The organism is Anaerorhabdus furcosa (assembly GCF_900167375.1).
Lineage (GTDB): Bacteria > Bacillota_I > Bacilli_A > Erysipelotrichales > Erysipelotrichaceae > Anaerorhabdus > Anaerorhabdus furcosa.
The window spans coordinates 236,274-256,631 of record NZ_FUWY01000002.1; the positions used below are offsets into that span (position 1 = coordinate 236,274).

Annotated in this window: 20 protein-coding genes and 1 tRNA gene; 19 read left to right on the plus strand and 2 right to left on the minus strand. The window is 30.2% G+C overall.

Annotated features, from left to right (window positions below; genetic code table 11):
• Nucleotides 1-3: 3 nt before the first annotated feature.
• The 8 genes from rlmD (at nucleotide 4) to B5D14_RS04305 (ending at nucleotide 7,200) form a co-directional block, all read left to right on the plus strand.
• Entirely contained in the window at nucleotides 4-1,323 is a 1,320-nt protein-coding gene (gene rlmD / locus B5D14_RS04270) for a 23S rRNA (uracil(1939)-C(5))-methyltransferase RlmD (protein WP_078711356.1), read from the plus strand.
• Nucleotides 1,324-1,438: 115 nt separating this feature from the next.
• Nucleotides 1,439-1,999: a DUF4256 domain-containing protein gene (locus tag B5D14_RS04275; RefSeq protein ID WP_078711357.1), complete on the plus strand. Its 561-nt coding sequence runs from the start codon at nucleotides 1,439-1,441 to the stop codon at nucleotides 1,997-1,999.
• A 102-nt stretch (nucleotides 2,000-2,101) separates the two neighbouring features.
• Nucleotides 2,102-2,974, plus strand: coding sequence for an ABC transporter ATP-binding protein (locus B5D14_RS04280; RefSeq protein WP_078711358.1), 873 nt, complete (start codon nucleotides 2,102-2,104; stop codon nucleotides 2,972-2,974).
• A gap of 8 nt (nucleotides 2,975-2,982) precedes the next feature.
• Complete coding sequence (locus B5D14_RS04285; protein ID WP_078711359.1) at nucleotides 2,983-3,774, plus strand: ABC transporter permease subunit; 792 nt, start codon at nucleotides 2,983-2,985, stop codon at nucleotides 3,772-3,774.
• A 7-nt stretch (nucleotides 3,775-3,781) separates the two neighbouring features.
• Nucleotides 3,782-4,582 (plus strand): ABC transporter permease, encoded by an 801-nt coding sequence (locus B5D14_RS04290; RefSeq protein WP_078711360.1) that lies wholly within the window; start codon nucleotides 3,782-3,784, stop codon nucleotides 4,580-4,582.
• 12 nt (nucleotides 4,583-4,594) lie between these two features.
• Nucleotides 4,595-5,482: an ABC transporter ATP-binding protein gene (locus B5D14_RS04295; protein WP_078711361.1), complete on the plus strand. Its 888-nt coding sequence runs from the start codon at nucleotides 4,595-4,597 to the stop codon at nucleotides 5,480-5,482.
• A complete protein-coding gene (locus B5D14_RS04300) occupies nucleotides 5,479-6,276 on the plus strand; it encodes an ABC transporter permease subunit (RefSeq protein ID WP_078711362.1) in 798 nt (265 codons plus the stop codon). Before B5D14_RS04295 ends, B5D14_RS04300 begins: the two co-directional genes overlap by 4 nt.
• A 42-nt stretch (nucleotides 6,277-6,318) precedes the next feature.
• Nucleotides 6,319-7,200: an RluA family pseudouridine synthase gene (locus B5D14_RS04305; protein WP_159443719.1), complete on the plus strand. Its 882-nt coding sequence runs from the start codon at nucleotides 6,319-6,321 to the stop codon at nucleotides 7,198-7,200.
• On the opposite strand, the gene B5D14_RS04310 is transcribed toward B5D14_RS04305, so the two are convergent.
• Both B5D14_RS04310 and B5D14_RS04315 read right to left on the minus strand, forming a co-directional pair.
• Nucleotides 7,190-7,990 carry an HAD family hydrolase gene (locus B5D14_RS04310; RefSeq protein WP_078711364.1) on the minus strand — a complete coding sequence of 267 codons (801 nt, stop codon included), beginning with the start codon at nucleotides 7,988-7,990 and terminating at the stop codon, nucleotides 7,190-7,192. The two genes, B5D14_RS04305 and B5D14_RS04310, sit on opposite strands and share 11 nt — an antisense overlap.
• 32 nt (nucleotides 7,991-8,022) lie before the next feature.
• The gene (locus B5D14_RS04315) at nucleotides 8,023-8,547 is read right to left on the minus strand and encodes an FUSC family protein (RefSeq protein ID WP_159443720.1); all 525 of its coding nucleotides are present in this window, start codon (nucleotides 8,545-8,547) and stop codon (nucleotides 8,023-8,025) included.
• 167 nt (nucleotides 8,548-8,714) lie between these two features.
• Between B5D14_RS04315 and B5D14_RS04320 the strand changes: the two genes are divergently transcribed.
• The 11 genes from B5D14_RS04320 to B5D14_RS04370 all read left to right on the plus strand — a co-directional run bounded on the left by B5D14_RS04320 (nucleotide 8,715) and on the right by B5D14_RS04370 (nucleotide 20,344).
• Nucleotides 8,715-8,791: transfer RNA gene (locus B5D14_RS04320), tRNA-Arg, on the plus strand.
• Nucleotides 8,792-8,900: 109 nt separating this feature from the next.
• Nucleotides 8,901-9,857, plus strand: a complete 957-nt coding sequence (locus B5D14_RS04325) for a virulence RhuM family protein/type II toxin-antitoxin system death-on-curing family toxin (RefSeq protein ID WP_078711366.1) — start codon at nucleotides 8,901-8,903, stop codon at nucleotides 9,855-9,857.
• Nucleotides 9,858-10,471: 614 nt separating this feature from the next.
• On the plus strand, nucleotides 10,472-12,994 hold the full coding sequence (locus B5D14_RS04330) for a bifunctional diguanylate cyclase/phosphodiesterase (RefSeq protein ID WP_078711367.1): 2,523 nt from the start codon (nucleotides 10,472-10,474) through the stop codon (nucleotides 12,992-12,994).
• Nucleotides 12,995-13,247: 253 nt separating this feature from the next.
• Entirely contained in the window at nucleotides 13,248-13,835 is a 588-nt protein-coding gene (locus B5D14_RS04335) for a Crp/Fnr family transcriptional regulator (RefSeq protein WP_078711368.1), read from the plus strand.
• Between the two features lie 323 nt (nucleotides 13,836-14,158).
• Complete coding sequence (locus tag B5D14_RS04340; protein WP_078711369.1) at nucleotides 14,159-15,667, plus strand: response regulator transcription factor; 1,509 nt, start codon at nucleotides 14,159-14,161, stop codon at nucleotides 15,665-15,667.
• Nucleotides 15,668-15,980: 313 nt separating this feature from the next.
• Nucleotides 15,981-16,385 (plus strand): VOC family protein, encoded by a 405-nt coding sequence (locus B5D14_RS04345; RefSeq protein ID WP_078711370.1) that lies wholly within the window; start codon nucleotides 15,981-15,983, stop codon nucleotides 16,383-16,385.
• Nucleotides 16,386-16,442: 57 nt separating this feature from the next.
• Entirely contained in the window at nucleotides 16,443-16,694 is a 252-nt protein-coding gene (locus B5D14_RS04350; RefSeq protein ID WP_078711371.1) for a hypothetical protein, read from the plus strand.
• Nucleotides 16,691-17,614, plus strand: coding sequence for a GGDEF domain-containing protein (locus B5D14_RS04355; protein ID WP_078711372.1), 924 nt, complete (start codon nucleotides 16,691-16,693; stop codon nucleotides 17,612-17,614). The genes B5D14_RS04350 and B5D14_RS04355 overlap by 4 nt, the downstream gene beginning before the upstream one ends.
• An 82-nt stretch (nucleotides 17,615-17,696) precedes the next feature.
• Nucleotides 17,697-18,380: a Crp/Fnr family transcriptional regulator gene (locus B5D14_RS04360; protein WP_078711373.1), complete on the plus strand. Its 684-nt coding sequence runs from the start codon at nucleotides 17,697-17,699 to the stop codon at nucleotides 18,378-18,380.
• A 113-nt stretch (nucleotides 18,381-18,493) separates the two neighbouring features.
• On the plus strand, nucleotides 18,494-18,814 hold the full coding sequence (locus tag B5D14_RS04365) for a PadR family transcriptional regulator (RefSeq protein WP_078711374.1): 321 nt from the start codon (nucleotides 18,494-18,496) through the stop codon (nucleotides 18,812-18,814).
• Between the two features lie 3 nt (nucleotides 18,815-18,817).
• Nucleotides 18,818-20,344: an HAAS signaling domain-containing protein gene (locus B5D14_RS04370; RefSeq protein ID WP_078711375.1), complete on the plus strand. Its 1,527-nt coding sequence runs from the start codon at nucleotides 18,818-18,820 to the stop codon at nucleotides 20,342-20,344.
• The last annotated feature ends 14 nt before the right edge of the window (nucleotides 20,345-20,358 follow it).

Here is a 20,358-nt window from a genome sequence, read left to right on the forward strand (position 1 = left end):
TTTATGGGAAAAACAAATGTTAGAATTGTAAAAGTGGGTATTAATGGTGAGGGAATAGGATATATAAATAAAACACCAGTTTTTGTTGATGGGGCTCTTTTAAATGAGCAAGTTGAGATTGAGGTTACAGAAAAACAACCGAGTTATGCAAAAGCTATCACAACGAAGATATTACAAAAAAGTGATAGTAGAATAAAACCAAGTTGTCCATTTCAATCAAGATGTGGTGGTTGTAGTTTGATGATTACAAATTATCCAAGTCAATTAGAAATAAAAAAAGAACTTATTCGAGAAAGTCTTGTAAAGTATGCTGGAATAAAAAATATTGATATTGAAGATGTTGTAGCGAATCCAAATCCACTGCATTATAGAAATCAATGTAAATTACCAGTGAAATGGTTAAAAGGAACTTTATTTAGTGGACTTTATGAAGCGAATTCTAGTAGATTATTGTACATGGATGAATGTAAGGTTCATGAAAAAGGATTAGACCAAGTCCGGATGAAGATTATGAATCTATTGAATCAAGCTGGTATAAGAGATTATAACGATCGAATCGAAAGAGGTTTGCGCTATATTGTATTACGTGGCTTTCATGGTGTTTATCAATGTACTTTGGTTACAGGTAAAATGACTTTGGAAAAAGATTTAGTAGAAAAGATTTTAGGGTTAGATGAAGTTGGTTCACTCTTCCAAAGCATTAATACATCAAAGAAAACACATGAAGTATTTGGTAAAGAATTTATTCATCTAGGTGGAAGTAAGACATTGGAGTTAAGAATAGAAGGTGTTGTAGCACGACTTTCACCAGCATCGTTTTTTCAATTGAATGTAGAACAAGCAAGCAATTTATATCAAAAGGTAGTTTCACTAATACAACCTTGTGATTTGATTGTTGAAGCATATAGTGGGATTGGAATTATGTCACTATTATTGAAAGAAAAAGCAAACAAGATTATAGGAATTGAATACATTAAAGATGCAGTTAAGAATGCAAACAATAACGCTCGCATTAATCATTGTGAAGATAGAGTCAATTTTATTTGTGGAGATGCAGCAGAAGAAATGAAAACGATTGCCATGAGAGAAACAATTGATACATTGGTTGTTGATCCACCAAGAGCAGGATTGGATGATGCGATGCTAGATTGTATTTTGAAAGCTAGACCAAAACAGTTGATTTATGTCTCTTGTAATCCAGCAACATTAGCGAAAAATCTAAATGTATTACAAGAACGTTATCGCATTGAGAAGATTATTCCGTATGATATGTTTTCTCAAACGCCTCATGTTGAAACAATTGTGTCATTAAAACTATTTTAAGTGTTGTTTACGAAAGTAAATAGCACTTTTTACTTTTAGAAGTACTATAATTGACAGGCTTAAGAAATAGATGTACGTATAATATAGAGCATTAAATGTGAAATGAGGAAAAAATATGCCTAGTAAAAAACTAACTAAGAGTCAAAAGGAAGAACTGTTGTTCATATTAGAAGAAAGATTTAATCACAATATGAAATATCACGAAACATTGAAATGGAAAGATATATTGATTAAACTTCAAGAAAATCCATCAAAACTAGAATCATTATTTATGATGAATGAAACAGGTGGTGAACCAGATGTCATTGGTTTTGATTCCAAAACAAAAGAGTATCTTTATGTGGATTGTTCAAAGGAAAGTCCTAAGGGGAGATATAATCTTTGTTATGATAGAGAAGCATTGAATGCAAGAAAGAAATTCAAACCTGAAAATAGTGCAGTTGATTTAGCAAATGAGATGGGTATTGAACTCTTAGACGAAGAACAATACAAGTCTTTACAATCACTAGCTCCATTTGATACAAAGACATCAAGTTGGATTAAAACACCTAACTCAATTCGTAAATTAGGAGGTGCCTTATTTTGTGATCGAAGATTTGATACTGTATTTGTTTATCACAATGGCGCTGAATCATATTATGGAGGTAGAGGTTTTCGAGGTATTTTAAAAATTTAGTAAACCGATATGCAAGATGCATAATTCTTTATGTGTCTTGCATTTTTTTTCTTTTTAATGATTTATAATGAAATCATGAAGTAATTCATTTTAGGAGGATGTATGGTAGCGATTATTGAAACAAACAAACTGACAAAGTATTATGGAAAATCAAGGGGCATACTTGATGTGGATTTAACGATTCAAGAAGGAGAAATATTTGGGTTTATTGGTCCAAATGGTGCAGGAAAATCAACAACTATACGAACACTACTTTCACTTATAAAAAAAACAAGCGGCGATGCAAAAATATTTGGTTTAGATTGTCATGATCATAGAGTAGAAATATTAGATCAAATAGGATATTTACCAAGTGAAGTATTCTATTATGACAATATGAAAGCGATTGATTTACTTAAATACTCTGCTAGCTTTTACAAGAAAGACTGTACGCAAAAGATTGAAGATCTAGCACAAAAATTAGAACTAGATTTAAATAAGAAAATTGAAGATATGAGTCTGGGGAATAAGAAAAAGGTAGGTATTATCCAAGGATTATTACATTCACCAAAACTTATTATTTTGGATGAACCAACATCAGGATTAGATCCACTAATTCAAAAGAAATTCTTTGATATTATTCAAGAAGAAAATAAAAATGGTGCTACTGTTTTATTCTCATCACATATATTAAGTGAGGTACAAAAAATCTGTGATCGTGTAGCAATTATTAAAGAGGGTAAGATTATTAGCACTCAAAAAATAAGCGATTTAAAAGATCATGCTTATAAAAGAGTAAACTTAGTTTTTACAAATCAAATTGTAGATATAGAAATTGAAGGAATGAGTGATGTACAAGTTCAGGGTAATTCGATTTCATTCTTGTATAAAGGTGATTGCAATTTACTTCTAAAGAAATTGGTTCAATATAGATTACAAAATATTGAAATCAATGAACCTACACTTGAAGAAATATTCCTTCACTATTATATTTAGGTGATCCTATGAATATTTATTTATTTGAACTCAAGAATCAATGGAAGAATACTACAGGTTGGATCATAATATTCAGTGTTCTAATGTTTGTTTTATGTATGGGAGTTTATCCAATTTTTAATAATAGCCTACAAGATATTGTTGCAGTCATAAGCAAAATGCCAGCAGAATTCACCAAAGCATTTAGCTTTGATTTGAATTCAATGGTTGATTTTGGTGGGTATTATGAGTTTATCTTTGCATACTTTTCATTGATGGGTGCAGTCATGGCATCCTCAATTTCTTTATCCATTTTCGCAAGAGAGAAGAAAGTGAAATGTACAGATTTTCTATTAACGAAACCTATAAGTCGTCAATGGATATTTACTTCTAAATTTCTTTCGGGTCTAACACTAATTGCGATTTTTAATATTATTTATATGGTACTAAGTTGTATTTTTGGAATTTATTTTGGGAAAAGCTTAGAAGAAATGATTCTTGCATCGAGTATGATGTTCTTGACTCAATTCTTTTATTACAATCTAGGTATTTTGGTAGCTATATTTTCTAAAAAGATACGCTCAGTATCCAATACAGCCTCAGTTTTAGGATTTATTGGATTTATACTTTCTGCTTTATATAATATTTTAGAAATTAAAGGAATGCGATTTCTTGCACCCCTAAAATACTTTGATCCAATTCAATTTTTCACAACAACTTCAAATGAATACATGTACATGTTAACAGGGATTTTTCTTCTTATTCTTTTTCTCTTTGTATCCTATGCAAAGTTTAATCAAGAAGATGTGAAAGCAGTTTAGGTGGGTTATGAATATACTAAGAAAAGAATTACGACTAGGATTTAAGCCATTTATGTTATGGATTATTGGCTTATTTATATTGGATGTTGCAGGATTAATTAAATTTACTGGTGTAAGTGAAGGTGGGGCTTCAATGAGTGCAATTGTTGATCAGATTCCGCGCGTTGTTCAAGCGCTAATTGGTATCGTTGGAATCAATATTGAATCTTTATCGGGTTATTATTCAATCCTTGGCTACTTTGTTATGTTGTGTGCTTGTATTTATGCTATGTTCTTAGCTTCCAATGCAGTTAATCGAGAGATAGTTGATAAAACATATGAATTTATTTTTACAAAACCAAGAAGTCGTGGCTATATACTATCGATGAAGCTTATTGCAGGGATGATTTATTTAACTTTGTTTGCAGTACTTAATATTTTATTCTCCTATGCTGGATTATCATTATTAAACATAAAAGAAGCAATAACCAATGAAATACTTTATTATAGCTTGGCTATTTACTTGGTAAGTAGTCTGTATTATGCAATAACGACTCTGATATTAACGATACTTAATCGTCCAGAAAAAGGAACTCTCTATAGCAATATATTCTTTTTTACAACATTTGTCATTGGAGTTGGCGTGGATATGTTAGAAAAGCCAGGGTTACTTCGTGTATTTGCGCCATTAAAATACTTTACACCTGCAGAAATAATTAATGGAAACTTCAATGTAGCATATGCTATGGTGTCTATAGTTTGTATTAGTTTATGTGCGATTTTTGCTTATCAATACTTCAGTAAAAAAGATTTTAAGGCAGTTAACTAAGGAGGATAAAAAATGATTAAAGTTACAGATTTGACATTAAAGTATCGTAGTGGAAAAGGTGTCTTTGATTTGAATTTTGAAATAAAAAAGGGAGAGGTTGTAGGTTATCTTGGACCCAATGGTGCTGGAAAGACAACTACAATTAGAGCTCTTATGGGATTTATAAAACAAGATGATGGAAGTGCAAGTATTAATGGTCTTGATACATTTGCAGATGCTCCTGAAATTATGAAGAATCTTGGTTATTTACCTGGAGAGATTACATTTTTAGAGGGAATGACGGGTGAAGAATACTTAAATTACTTAGCGGAAGTTAGAGGAATGAAAGATTTAAAACGTCAAAGAGAATTAATCAAGATGTTTGAATTTTCACCAAAAGGCAATATAAAAAAATATTCAAAAGGGATGAAACAAAAATTAGGAATTGTTGCTGCTTTCATGCATGATCCAGATGTACTTATTTTAGATGAGCCAACAAGTGGATTGGATCCATTGATGCAAAATCGTTTTGTCGAGTTGATTCAAGAGGAAAAAAGAAGAGGAAAAACAATTCTTATGTCGAGTCATATGTTTGAAGAAATCGAAAGAACATGTGACCATGTGTTGATTATCAAAGAAGGTCATTTGGTAGCTTCAGCAGATATTGAAACCTTAAAGAATTCACAAAGAAAAGGATATGAAATCAAAACAAAAGATAATGCGCAAGCTGTCACATTACTTACAAAATTAGGGTTTGATGCAAAGCTTGTTAATGATATCGTAGAAGTTTACATTACAGGTGAATCAACAGATCAATTTATCAAATCGTGTTCAATGCTTCATATTGATTCATTTGATGTAAAATCACAATCATTAGAGGATGTATTTATGCATTATTATGCTAAGGGGGCTAACGTATGAGTTTTGCATTATTTAAACTTTCAATAAAAAAGAACTGGTTACTCTTTGTAATATTTACACTTGTTTTGATGATGTATTCAGGGGTAATGATTTCTATGTATAGTCCAGAGAATGTACAAAACTTAATGCAGATGTTTGAATTATTTCCACCAGAAATGATGAAAGCATTTGGGTTTGCAAGTGCTTTTACTGATATGACAGGGTATTTAGCAAGTTGGTTATATGGATTACTCATGGTTGGATTTCCAATGGTTTATAGTATTCTACTTGCGAATAAATTAGTTGCGAAATCAGTTGATACGGGCTCTATTGCTTGTTTATTATCAACACCAACATCAAGAGTAAAAATCATTATTACAAAGGCAGTATATGCTTTGTTATCATTAACTGTGATGTTAGCTATATTATTTGCGTTTAATGTATTAATTGGTAAAGCGATGTTTCCTAATGATTTAAATGTTGAAGCATTTTTAAATTTAAATATTACTGTGCTTTTAGTGAATTTAGTTGTTATGTGTATCTCGTTTTTCTTCTCCTGTGTCTTCTCTGATTCAAAACTTTCTATTGGCTTTGGCGCAGGAATACCGATTGCATTTCTTTTATTAAAAATGTTAGGTGATGTTTCTGATAAAGTTGAAATTCTAAAGAAGATATCCATCTTTGGTTGGTATGATCCAATGAGTATTGCAGCAGGGAATACAGTTTGGGTGGTAAATGGTGTTTACTTAATCATTATCGTTATTTTGTTATCATTAAGCGTAATTATCTTTAAACAAAAAAGATTAGCGATTTAAAAGTATCTTGCGAATCACGAAAATGCGTAATATGATATGGTTATGAAATATACAATAAATCTCAATATATTACAAATAAATAGTCTAAGTGAGGTTGAAGGAAAAACGGTGTTAGAATTCCTTCAACTTTTTAAAGTATCTAAAAAAAACATGCATCAATTATTTCAAAATAAATACATAAAGATAAATAATCAAGTTGTAAATCAAAATTATATATTATCAAAGGATGATAGAATTTCGATTAAACTTCAAGAATACGATATAGATTATACACCTGATGATCAAAGTGCAACCGTGGTTTATGAGGATGATTTAATATGTGTAGTACATAAAGACCCAGGAATCATTGTTCATGATGATCAAAAGGATAAAAAAGGGACGTTAGCAAACCAAGTTGCGCGATACTATCAAGATTCAGGGTATAGCATTCCAGTACGTTACATTCATCGATTGGATGAAGAAACACAGGGGTTGGTACTTTTTTGCAAAGTTCCATTATTCCAACCATGGTTTGATGAAGAGCTTGCGGAGAAAAGAATCGAGCGAACATATCATGCGATTACTTTTAATAAACCAAGTAAAAATAAAATGGTGATTAATAAACCATTAGGAAGAGATCGTCATAATGCTAAAAAAATGAGAGTGTCCATGTCAGGTAAAGAAGCAGTGACAAATATTAATCTATTAAATACAAATGCCAATTACTCACTTATTGAATGCAAATTAGAGACAGGTAGAACTCATCAAATACGAGTTCATCTATCATCAATCAATTGTCCAATTGTAAATGATGAATTATATGGATATAAAACAAACGATTATTCATGTATGGGTTTATTTGCGGTATCACTCTCTTGGATAGATCCATTTACAAAAGAAAAGAGAATCGTAGAAGATCCTCTTTGTAAAAATATTAATCTATAATGTTGAAATGCTTTAATGCAAATACAATTCCATCTTCATCAACAGAGGTTGTCACAAAGTCAGCCTCTTTTTGTACGATAGGTTTTGCATTTCCCATAGCAACTCCAACCTTGGCACAATGTAACATTTCTATATCATTCTCAGCATCTCCAAAAGACATGACATTATCCCAAGTAAGATGGTTCATTTTTAATACTGTTTCTATTGCCATTGCTTTACTAAAACCTAAGGGATATACATCATAGCCATCTTTATATGACCATGCAAAGAATAAATCAGGTACTAATTCTTTGAATGTTTCAATTATGGTTTCATCACCAATCAAGAAGATACCTAATGGTAATCCATGTTGAATATGGAAGTCCTCCTCTTTAGGATTCTCAGATACTGCATCTCCATAATCATGATCTCCAACGTAACCTTTATAGAATTTATCGTAATTGTGGTAACCAACAACACCTTCTTTAAATTTAAAACCCAAACCAATATCATGCTTTTTACATAAGTCCCATATTTTATAAAGATCTTCTTCTGATATAGGGTGAGACTCTAAAACATGTCCATGTTTATCGACAAGACAAGCGCCATTGATTGTTACTAAATAATCAGGGTTAATGTCTTCAAAGAGACTCTTATGGATAAAGGAATAGTGTCTACCTGTAGCAATAAGAATTTCAATTCCTTTTGCTTTTGCTTGATCAAAAGCTTCTTTAAGTGTAGGTGTGATTCGATCACGGGTATAAGGTATTAGTGTTCCATCAATATCGCAAACAAGTAATTTTATATTCATAGTGAAATCTCCTTTGATAATTCATTATAGCATTATTCCTTGATGTTTTTAAATATTCCTGACAGGTTTTTCCTCGATAATAAAATGTTGATAAATAGTGATATAACAACCCCAACTCCAGTATCAATCATACGATTAATAGCGTAACTAACTGTTTGATCAGCAGGAGTGTTTAGCATAACAATATAAAAGACAACGGCTCCACCTTGAATTGCACCTGGATATCCTAAGAATTGACTGATGAAAATAAGTAATATAATTCCAATTAGTAGAAAAATAATTTGGACTATTTTGTTAGTGGATTGATTTTGTAAGTAGAATAATCCCATTCCCAAAAATCCACCAATAATGGTCCCAATTAGTCGATTTCCTCCACTTTTAAATGGATGTTCGGTTGAAGTTTCCATTCCAAAAACTGCACCAATACAAGCGAACGTAGGATTTCGATTAATCAAGATATAAACGATAGCACATAATGTAGTACTTATAGCGGTTTTAATACTTCTTAAACCAAGTTTAGGAACCCGTTTTTCATTTGTATTAATATTTTCTGTCATCATATAAATCCCCTTATAATAAACATTACAATAGTAGCTAGAATTCAAGGAAAAGACAAGAGGAAAAAAGCAGGTATTTGTGTTTTTAAGTGATTTAAGAACAGCGATATCTCAAAAAATGCCAGTTTATAAAATTCTTTGTTTGTGATAAACTTACAAAGATAAGTGCGCCCATAGCATAGCTGGATAATGCATTCGATTCCGATTCGAAAGACCGCAGGTTCGAATCCTGTTGGGCGCGCCATGCTAATTGAACGAACCTGTGTCAAATACACAGGTTTTTTTGTGCTTATCTATAATAGTTTTAGGAAATTATGCCTCTTTTACTAATAAATAAGTAGGAGGAAGTATGAATGGAAGAAAATAATATTACTATCTTTGAAGATGGAGAATTATTCGTAAAAGTAAAATTAGATAAAAGTAATGAAACCATTTGGTTAGCAAAAAGAGATATTGCTTGTTTATTTGATTGTACAATAGACAACATAAGTTTACATTTGAAAAATATATTTGATGATAATGAATTGAGTGAAGAGGCAACTGCCGAGTATTTCTCGATAGTTCAAATTGAAGGGAATCGCAATGTTAAACGAAATATTCAATTTTATAATTTAGATGCGATTATCGCTGTTGGGTATAGGGTAAACTCTAAAAAAGCTACAAAATTTAGGCAATGGGCAACTAAAATTATTAAAGAATATACTTTAAATGGTGTTGTATATAATGAACAACGATTGAAGCAATTAGAGCGTATACAAGAAATTCAAGTAGATATGATAGAAGGTGTTAAAGGGTTTGATGCCTCTGAAGTTTTGAGTATCTTGAATCTATATTCCCAAGGTTTACAATTATTAGATGATTATGATCATCTAATACTTTTAGAAAAGAAAAATACAGATAATAAATGCATATATGTTTTGAGTTATGAAGAATGTATGGAAGTCATTGAACAATCGCCTTTTGATGGAAGAGGTGATTTATTTGGTAAGGAAAGAGATGAATCATTCAAATCAAGTATACATCAAATCTATCAAAGCTATGGTGGAATAGAACTATATCCTACATTAGAAGATAAAGCGGTTAATTTGCTGTATTTTATTACTAAAAATCATAGTTTTTATGATGGAAATAAGAGAATAGCTGCAACTATCTTCATTTATTTTTTGATGAAAAATAGACAATTGATTGTGAATAATAGACAACGAATTAGTAATACAACACTTGCAACCTTAACGGTATTAATCGCTTCATCAAAGCCAGAGGAAAGAGAAAATGTAATCGCTTTTTCAAAAGAACTAATTAAGTTATAAAGGGATGAGTCTAAATATGGGAGTTCACTCTCCGTTGGATGTTCCATGATGATTGAACGAACCTGTGGCAAATACACAGGTTTTTATGTGCTTGTCTATAAGTAGTTTTAGGAGATTATGCCTCTCTTACTAATAAATTAGAAGGTGAAAGTATAAATGGAAGAAAATAACTTAGCATTATTTGACGAGGTTTAGTTAGATAAAAATTCAGTTTGAGTAAATTTTACCTAAACTGCTGTAGATGATAAAAGTTACAATATAGATGCTTCGATTAGTGTGAAAAATATATAAAAATTCTTTTGGTTACAATGATGAAAGTTCCATATATTAATAAGTAGTCGTATCGATGAAGTACAGGAAAAAGTAAATGCAAAATTGTATTTACTTTTTTCTTACCAAAGAAGATGTAATAAAAGATGTAATGTCTAGAGATGTTTGGTAGAGGGATATAGTGAAAGATCTTATTCAAATTTGTAATTATTTTTTTTAATTAATAATAAAAATAAATTTTGCTAATTGTAAGCAGACAATGATACAATGATATCGTGGGCTTATAAGCTATATTCGAAAGCTAAATTAAAGGTGTATAGTTAATAGAATAGGAGGAGAATCTTATGTTGAACTTACAATTATTATTTGAATCAAAACAACAATTTCAAATCGAATTAGACAAAATAAATATAAATACTGATTCACCTTGTCTCGTTAGGGTTTATGCTTGCAATAAGGAAGAAAACGAGATAGCTGATGTAGTCAATGATATAGAAAGTATTTTATCAAAAAGCAAAATAATTGGATGCAGTACAAGTGGTGTTATTTATAAAGGGAAGCAATACGAGGATCATATTTTAGTTATAATAGAACAATTTAGAGAAACAGATGTTATTACTGGATTAGTCGAGTATACAAACAAAACACCAAGAGAAGTTGTGTTGGAAATGAAAGAAATTCTAGGTAGTGTTAAAGGTAAAGCAATGCATATCTTTAGTGGTGCACAATGGATTGAAATTACTGAGTGTGTAGAATTGATCAATCAAATCTTACCAGACTTAAAACTAACAGGTGGTATTGCTGGTGGGGAAATTGGTCATGATAAAATTCCATTTGTCTTTGAGTCATCAAAGATAAGAAAAGAAGGAATTGTTTTTGCGGCATATATAAATGACGATATGAATATCTTCTGTGATGCGAACATATCACATGAACCAATAAGTAGTGTTTATTCAATCGATAGTGTAGATGGATGTTATTTGAAGTCAATTGAGAAGACACCGGCTACAGATTGGTGCTTCGAACAGTTTGGGATTGAAAAGTTAGAAGAATATCGTTTTTGGCAACAAATCGTTGAAAATGATGAACTTACGAAATTCCCACTAATTCTCGAAGGACATCATGGTGTAAGTCGATTTTTACATTATGATAGTACAAAGGGTAAGATGTCACTATATCAAATGAAATTGCCAGAGAATACAAAATTTAGAATAGGATATGTTAGTCCTACTCGATGTGTAAAAGAATGTCATGATATCTGTGTTCGTATTGCAAAAGAACCTATTGAAAGTTTATTCTGCTATACATGTGTATTTAGAAAGCTATACTTAGAGAATTGTGCTGAATGGGAGTTAAAGCCTTTTGCTAGTGCAAATATAAGTGGAGCATTTATGCTTGGCGAAATAGGCTGGAATGTTGATCGAAATGAAGTGTTTAATGGATCTTGCGTTTATTTTGGAATTAGTGAAGAAGAAAGTTATATAACTCCAGATTTTTCAGTATTCAATGATTTATATAGAGTTCATACAGATGATGATAAGTTAGTTAACTTTGTTTTAAAGAAACAAAGTTTAGCAATGACACATGAAAATCAATTATTAATGGACAAACTATTAGATCAACAAGAGAAATCGAAACAGCAATTATTTCAAGATTCGATAACTGGATTAGGAAATACATTGAAGTATACTAATGATAAGAAAGAAATGCATTTTAATAAGATGTGTTTAATTCAAATTGAAAATTTCAACTTGCTCGTATCACGTTTAGGTCAAGAAGGTTACCATGAACTTTTAAAAGATGCAACACGAAAATTACATCATTACCTAGTATGTCTTGAAGATGCAGAAAAATTTAATTACTATATTTTGAATGATTCAACATTATTTATTGCCGCAGGATCAATGGTAACTAAAGAATTGTTTATAAAACATATCGATTATATTTATGATCATTTTCAAACAATGCATTTTGATGCAGTGAATGAAGTCTTAATCAATCGTTTTATCATTGTTAATGCTGATAAGAATCTTTTAGAAACTGGAATACTTGCACTAAAAGAATGTCAAAGTCTTCAAACTCACTATGTAGATTACAATGAGATTGATGAGAATAGAGGAAATTCTCTTGAGAAAGAAGAAGAGATTCTAAATGTATTGAATTATGCAATTGATACGGATAATATAATTCCATATTTCCAAGGAATTCATGATAATAAACATCAATGTATAAATAAGTTTGAAGCACTAATGAGAATCGTAGATGAAGATGGAAATGTGTATGTACCAAGTCAATTTATGGACATTGCAAAGAAGTATCATTTGTATTCAAAACTAAGTATTAGTATGATTGAAAAAGTACTAACACTGTTTGATGGTTCGAATTTTGAAGTTTCAATTAATCTATCTGCTTATGATATTTCATATCGTTCTGTAAATGAATTCATCCTTCAAAAATTATCAAAAATGAAAGATTGTAAAAATTTTGTGTTTGAAATTCTTGAAGATGAAAGTTTTAAGGATATGGAAGTTTTAAGAAAATTCTTAAAAGAAGTACGAAAATTTGGAGTTAAAATTGCAATAGATGATTTTGGTATTGGTTACTCTAACTTCATGGCGATTGCACAAATGGCACCAGACTATATAAAAATAGATGGCAGTATTGTAAAGAATATACAACGTGATGAATTATGCAAGAAGGTGCTCGAAAACATTGTATTCTTGGGTAAGCAACTCAATGTAGAGATTATTGCTGAATTTGTGGAAGATCTTATAATACAAGAAGAAGTCATAAAACACAAAATTCAATATTCTCAAGGTTATTGCTTCAGCAAACCAGTTCCTTTTGCACATTTAACTTTATCTTAAGGCTTATTTATGTAAAGACATATTGAAACAGATGATAAGCGTTTGTTTTAATAAGTGCTTTGCTATAAGCCTTTTCTTTTTTTACAAATATTTTTAAAGGAATACTAGCTATTTTAAGTATGTAATCACAAAAATAGTTATTAATACAAATAGAAGTATGAAAAAAATAATTGTATGATTTATTACATTTATCTTACTGAGGGGTAGTAAAAAATGCATATATTAATTACTATAGTAGTAAGGAGTGATTAAAATGGGTAAAATCTTTGATGATTTATTGAATGAAGATTTTAATCGAATACTATCCAAATCCATCGTTAGAGAATTTGACAAGCATGAGATTATCTTTTCAAAAGGAAGTAAACCAACTTATTTGTTTATTTTATTAGAAGGAAGCGTATATATTTGTGATGATTCAATTGATGGAAAAAGAAATATATTGACTATCGTGAATGAAAAGAATGATTGCTTTGGGGAAGTGTATTTATTTATGAATTTGGATTATCCATATTACTCAATCGCAACAACAAAAGTAAAAGTCATACAAATACCAAAAGATGTTTTCTTAAGTGAAAAAGTTTTAACTGAGCGTATGAATCAATTTCTTGCGGAGAAAGCTTATATTCTTTCAAGAAAACTTCAAGTGCTTATGAAAAATAGTTTGCGAGAGAAAATCCTTGAAGTTATTAAAATAAAGGATATTGTTTACTTAAAGAGATATGAATTGGCTGAATACTTAGGAGTTAGTAGGCCTGCATTATCAAAAGAAATTTATAGTTTAATCGACGAGGGAATTTTAGAACTCAATGAAGATGGAATTATTAATATAATTAAACGGTAATGTAGATTACCGTTTGTTTTTTTATAGATATAATATAGTCTATTAAATATTGTTTTATGAGATGTTAAGATGAAAATACGCATGAAATTGTACTTAGTAAGTAAAGGTCATAAAAGTAACTACTTGTCTCTCTATACTAGAATTGTATAATTTATATGCAATAGAATTGTGTTTTGAAAATGTTTGTGTTGAATTAAAAATAGAGATTTTTCAGTCTTTCGTGTACGAATGATTACTGTACTTTGGTACAGTAGTAAAAATTACTTGATTCGATATAATTGGAGAGTGGGTCTATTGAAAACATAATAATGGAGGTGTAAGTTTTGTTTAGGGAGAGAGTTACTAAAAAACAAAACAATACCAATAATAAAATTAGTGTATTGTTTAAAGAAAAAAAGTTTGATGAATTAATACCAATGCTTGAGCTTGATATAATGAATGACCAAGGACGATACAAAATTTGGAATCACCGAAATATACTTAGAAAATTACCAATAGATATAATTAGAAAATCACCTACCATATGCTCTGCATGTGGTATTTTAGCTGAATTATCAGATGATTTTGAACAAGCAGATAAGTACATGCATATCTTAAAAGAGATGCAACTAAGGTATCGCTCAAATTCAATTGAGTACAATGAGATAGAAAACTATTTACGATGCATTGATATTGAATTATCACATCGCTCCATCATGAATCCTTTCCATAAATTCAAATTATTATTAGAGGTGATTGGGGATGGGAAAGATTTTAAATTTAAACCAACCATCACTTTAAATCGTCCAAGTTTATTAAATGGTGCTAGAGATAACTATCGTTATGTTTCCTATTTGGTTAATGCAAGAAAACCACTAAATGAAATAGCAGAAAAACTTTATTCTGAAAAAGGAATGATTATTCTAAATGTAGCACTTGCGGAAGCTTTGTATCAAGAAAATAAAATATCGAAATCATTGTTATTGCTTGCGAATAATATACCAATTATTGAAAGAAAAAAGGATGCAGATATTTTGTTTGTTGCTTTATATTTGAGATATTCAATTCTAGTAATGACAGGTCAATTGGATTCGGTTTTTGGTATGATTGATACAATCAAACAAAAATTAATAGATTTGCATGCTGACTACTTGATCCCTAATTTGGATGCAATTATTGCGTGGACAGCAATGCTTAATTGTGATTACTCCGTTGTTGATGAATGGATGAAATATAAAGCACCAGATGAGAATAGTGAATACAGTAATTTGGATCGATTTCAATATTTTATAAAACTTCGTGTTTATCTATTAAATGGTAAACATTTATTGTTAGTTGATCTTGCAGAGAGATTGCTGCAAGTTTTAACGATTTTAAATCGTAGTGCTGAGTTATGTGAATTATATACAATCTTGGCAATGTCATATTACGATCAAAAAGATTATGATCAAACATATTACTATATTCGAAAAGCAATTGACTTATGTAAGAAATATAAGTTTTATCGAATAATTGCGAATGAAGGAAGTAAGGTTTATATTTTACTGCGTGACTATGCATGTGAAAATGCTGAAACTGATGTAATAATAAAGCTTATGCAAATGAGTAAAGAAGTTGGACTATACTATCCAGATTATTTGAAACCGAAATTGCATAAATTAGTATCCCTTACTGCAACAGAAACAGATGTTTTGCGATTACTGTGTGCTGAGAGAACAAATGCAGAAATTGGTGATTATTTAAATATTTCTCTTCGTACAGTTAAATTTCATACAAGTAATATATTTGAAAAATTAAATGTAAAAAATCGTCAACAAGCATCAAAAATTGCAAGAAAATACAATATTGTCTAATGATACTCTATTAATCATGCTAAAATATAAGTATAAAGACTGATAGAGGTTTATGCAGGAAACCTAAAACATGTGATTAGAGCGGTTTAATAAATTAATTGAATATAGATTTGTACAAAAAGTTACTTTTGCTGTTATTTGTAAAAGAGTCGAATATTTTCTTACAAAGAATTGTGAAAAAAATTCTAAATATCCTAATAGATATGTAAAAATTGGGTATTGATTTTATGATGGGAAACAATATGGAAGCGTGTCTTTGAAAAAGGATAGTACATGAACGCAATTAATGAGCTTTTATTAGAGAGGTGCAATAATGAAAAAATCATTTATTAAAAAGATAGATCACTTGGTTTTAACTACAAGTGATTGTAATCGATTTTTAGATTTCTATGAAAAACTTGGTTTTATTATTAAAAAAGAAATTCATAGAGCAGAAATGTTTGCGGGTGATTTTAAAATTAATGTACATTATTTGGGTAACGAGTTACAACCACATGCATTAAATGTACAAGTGGGTAGTGGGGATCTCTGCTTCGAAATAAGTGGTGATTTAATGGAGTTTAAAGAATTCATAGAAAAACAAGGGATAGTTGTCGAGGAAGGTATTGTTTGTCGACATGGTGTGGTAGGAGAGATGTATTCTATTTATTTAAGAGATCCTGAAGGGAATTTATTAGAGTTTAGCAGTTATGATATTGAAAAAAATATACATTATTGAAGATAATTTGAAATTATTATAAAATAATGGCATTAAGAATAGAATAGAAGGTAAATAATGGGAAATAAGTCAAAATTTTATTTAAGACGTGTTGACGTACAAGTGGTACTTTTGACTTCTTTTATTGTTATTTTTTCATGTGTAGTACTGAATAAAATTGTCTATAGTTTAGCTTATAATGATATGATTCACTCACTTGAAGAAAGAGTGATTTCAATTGTTAATTATGTTGAATCAGAAAGTTTTGATTTATCAACCTTTGAAACAATTAACACGAGGAGTGATATATATATAAAGAATCTTATGTGAATACAAAGGAATTGTTTTCTGATATTCGCATTTTGACCAATGCTCAATATTTATATACTGCTAAGTTAAATGATCAAGGTGAATTGATTTATGTTATTGATGGATTACCTATGAATTCTGATGATTTTCGCTACCCTGGAGATTTGATTGAAGATAGTTTTCAAGCGGATTTATTGAAAGCTCTTCATGGGGAAGTCGTAATGCCTACCAATATTTTGGTTACAGAATGGGGTAATGTATTTGTTGCTTACTATCCAATTCATGGATCTGAGGATAAAATTGTTGGTGTAATTGGAATTGAATTTCCAGCCAATTCCCAATACAAAGCATATACAGAAATAAGAAAAGTAACACCATTTATTATTGCAATATCTTGCATTATTAGTGCTATTTTCTCAATCGCGTATTTTAGAAGAATATCCAATCCAAGACATAAAGATTTGAGTAATACAGATTACTTAACTGAATTAAAGAGTAGAAATGCTTACGAAGTAGATAGTCAAAACAGAATAGCACAAAAAATGGCTCAAAATACTGGGATAATCATGATTGATTTAAATGGATTAAAACCAATCAATGATACTCTTGGTCACGAAACAGGTGATTTATATTTAAAAACATTTGCAAGTTCAGTCGTAAGAGTTATAGATAATCAATCTATTCCTTATCGTACTGGAGGAGACGAGTTTATTATTTTAGTGGAAAATGCAACAAAGAAGAAGTGTGAAGATTTGATATGTTTATTAGAGAAAGCGTTTAGTGAAGATGCATCAAAATTGGTAGATCATCCTACTTTCTCAGCAGGATATGCAATTTGCATGGGGAATAAGAAAGAAGATTGGGAAAATACCAAAAAATCAGCAGACAGTACAATGTATAAAGGAAAAAAAGAATTTTATTCACAAAAACAAGGATCCTAATTATAAGGATTCTTTTTAATCGCTTTAGATGTAATATTCACTATAAATGTTTATAATGAAATTAAATTGAGAGGAATTGCATATGGAACAAATAAAATTACAGCACATCATTGAAGATACGATTCCCGCATGGACAAATTTATCAAATCATGAAAAAGAATATTTACTGAATAATTCAATAGAGGTTGGCTACAAAGCACATCAAACGATTCATGGCGAACAAGATTCTTGCCTAGGTGTTTTAATCATTGAAGAGGGTGACTTGAGAATTTATATGTTATCTGAAGAAGGTAGAGAGATTACTTTGTATCGATTAAGTAAAGGGGATGTTTGTATACTTTCAGCATCTTGTATTCTATCTTCTATTAGTTTCGATGTTTTTATTGATACAGAAACCAATGTCACAGGAATATTGATTAATACGGAGGCATTTTCAAAATTAATGGATAAAAACATTTATCTTGAGAATTATGTTTATAAACTAACAACGGAGCGCTTTAGTGATGTGATGTGGGCAATGCAACAGGTTTTATTTATGAGTATGGATAAGCGATTAGCTATCTTTTTACTAGATGAGATGAATCGAAGTAAAACAGATTGTATTGAAGTTACTCATGAAACGATTGCGAAGTATATAGGAAGTGCAAGAGAAGTGGTTAGTAGAATGTTGAAATATTTTGAGAAAGAAGGCATTGTAGAGTTAAATCGTGGGGGAATCTTGGTTACGAACAAGAAAAAATTAAAAGACTTAATCAATGAAGGATAGATAGAAATATCTGTCTTTTTTTCTCACTACTATAAAATTCTTAATAATTGGCATTAAACAGTACTTGACATTGCATAGTAGTGGTGATAAAGTAATTTCAAGGAAGTGATCAAATGAATACCCAGTTTAAAAAGGGAGTACTAGAACTCGTCGTTATGATGGTTGTAGCGAAGAAAGATATATATGGTTATGAGCTTGTAAAAGAGGTATGTAATATTGTTCACGTTAATGAAGGAACAATTTATCCGCTTCTTAAGAGGATGACAAATGAGTCGATTTTTGAAACTTACTTACAAGAATCAACGGAAGGACCACCACGTAAGTACTATCGAATTACTGTACGAGGTTTGGATGTAATGAAAGAAATAAAAAGAGAATGGATTGAATTTTCAAACAGCATTAACAAGTTTATTGAAGAGAATAAAGAGGTATAGAATATGACAAAACAAGAATTTTTAGAAAAACTTAAACAAAAGTTAGATTTACTAACAGACATGGAAGTAAAAGATATTTTAGATGAGTACTCTGATACAATCGATCAAAAGGTACAAGAGGGTAAATCAGAAGAAGAAGCTGTAAATGATTTTGGAGATATCAATGAACTTGTGGATGAAATTTATGATGCATATAAGATCAAAGGTAAAAAGGAATCAAATAGACATCAAGATGCAGCTGGCAAGGCTGGAGAAGTGTTAAACGATATTATTGATAGTTTATCAAGATTCTTCTCAACTGTTTTTAAGGATTTAACTGTTGAAGGTTTATCAAAGACTTTAGTTTTAATTGGCGTGGGATTAGTTGTTCTACTTTTACTAAGAATTCCATTTGCAATTATTGAAGGCTTATTTAGAAGCTTTATCCACATCTTATTACCTAATAGCTTAGCGTATGTATTCAGTGGATTTATCTCAGTTATTGTTTCCTTGATTTTCCTAGTGTTGTCGATTGTTATTATCATCAGTTTTATAAGAGTTGGTGTCAATGGTGAAGAAATCAATACTGAAAATTTATTTAAACGTCCTTTAAGTGAAGGCTTAGATAGTTTAAAAAGTACAAAAAAAAAGACTGCATCTGATGAAGTAAAAGAGGAATCAAAAGAAAAAAGTAATGCTTCTACTTATGAATATAAAACGAAACAAGCAACTGAACAAAAAAGTGAGGAAAAATCACAAAGAGATACTTCAGTAAAAGAAACAAGATCTTCAAATAACTATTTTGGTAAATCAATTGTAGCAGTCTTTGTATGGATTCTTCGATTCTTTGGTATTCTATTGATGATTCCATTGTGGTGTGCAATTGTTGGTTTAGGTATTGCGGTAGGATTGATTGTTTACTTATTGTTCCAAGGGGTTTCGATTTGGGGAGTATTCTTACTTGTTATAGGTGCAATTGGAATTGTCTCTGTGATTATAAGACTAGCATTGTTATTAGTGTTTAATAAGAAAATAGGTGGTTTCTTCATTACAATGAATTTAGTTATTGCAGCAATTTGTATAGGAATTGGTATGCCATTAACACTACATGATATTAGTCGTTTCGATATCGTTTATATGGGAACTGATGAATCTCAATTGTATCTAGATGATGATTTGGAAATTATTGGCAAGCTTAGTTTCAATGAGAACGTAGTATATGATTTCTCATATAGTGAAAATGTAACTTATGTTGCGGATGACACACTTCAAAATGAGCTTATCGTTGAAGCTTATGATACTTATGATTATTATTTACATGTATCTGATACACCAGATAAAGTAGAAATTATGCTATATCGTGATCATTATAGAGGAGATTTCTACGATTTTAGAAAATCTCTTAGCTTTACAATCGATACATTGCAAGATGGTAAAATATCTGGTTATGACTCACGAAAAATAAAAATAATTGTACGTTATCCAGCCAATGCAAATAAATTCGAAGTATTAAATCAATTCAATCAAATTGAGAATATAGTAAAAAAATAGACAACCAATTGGTT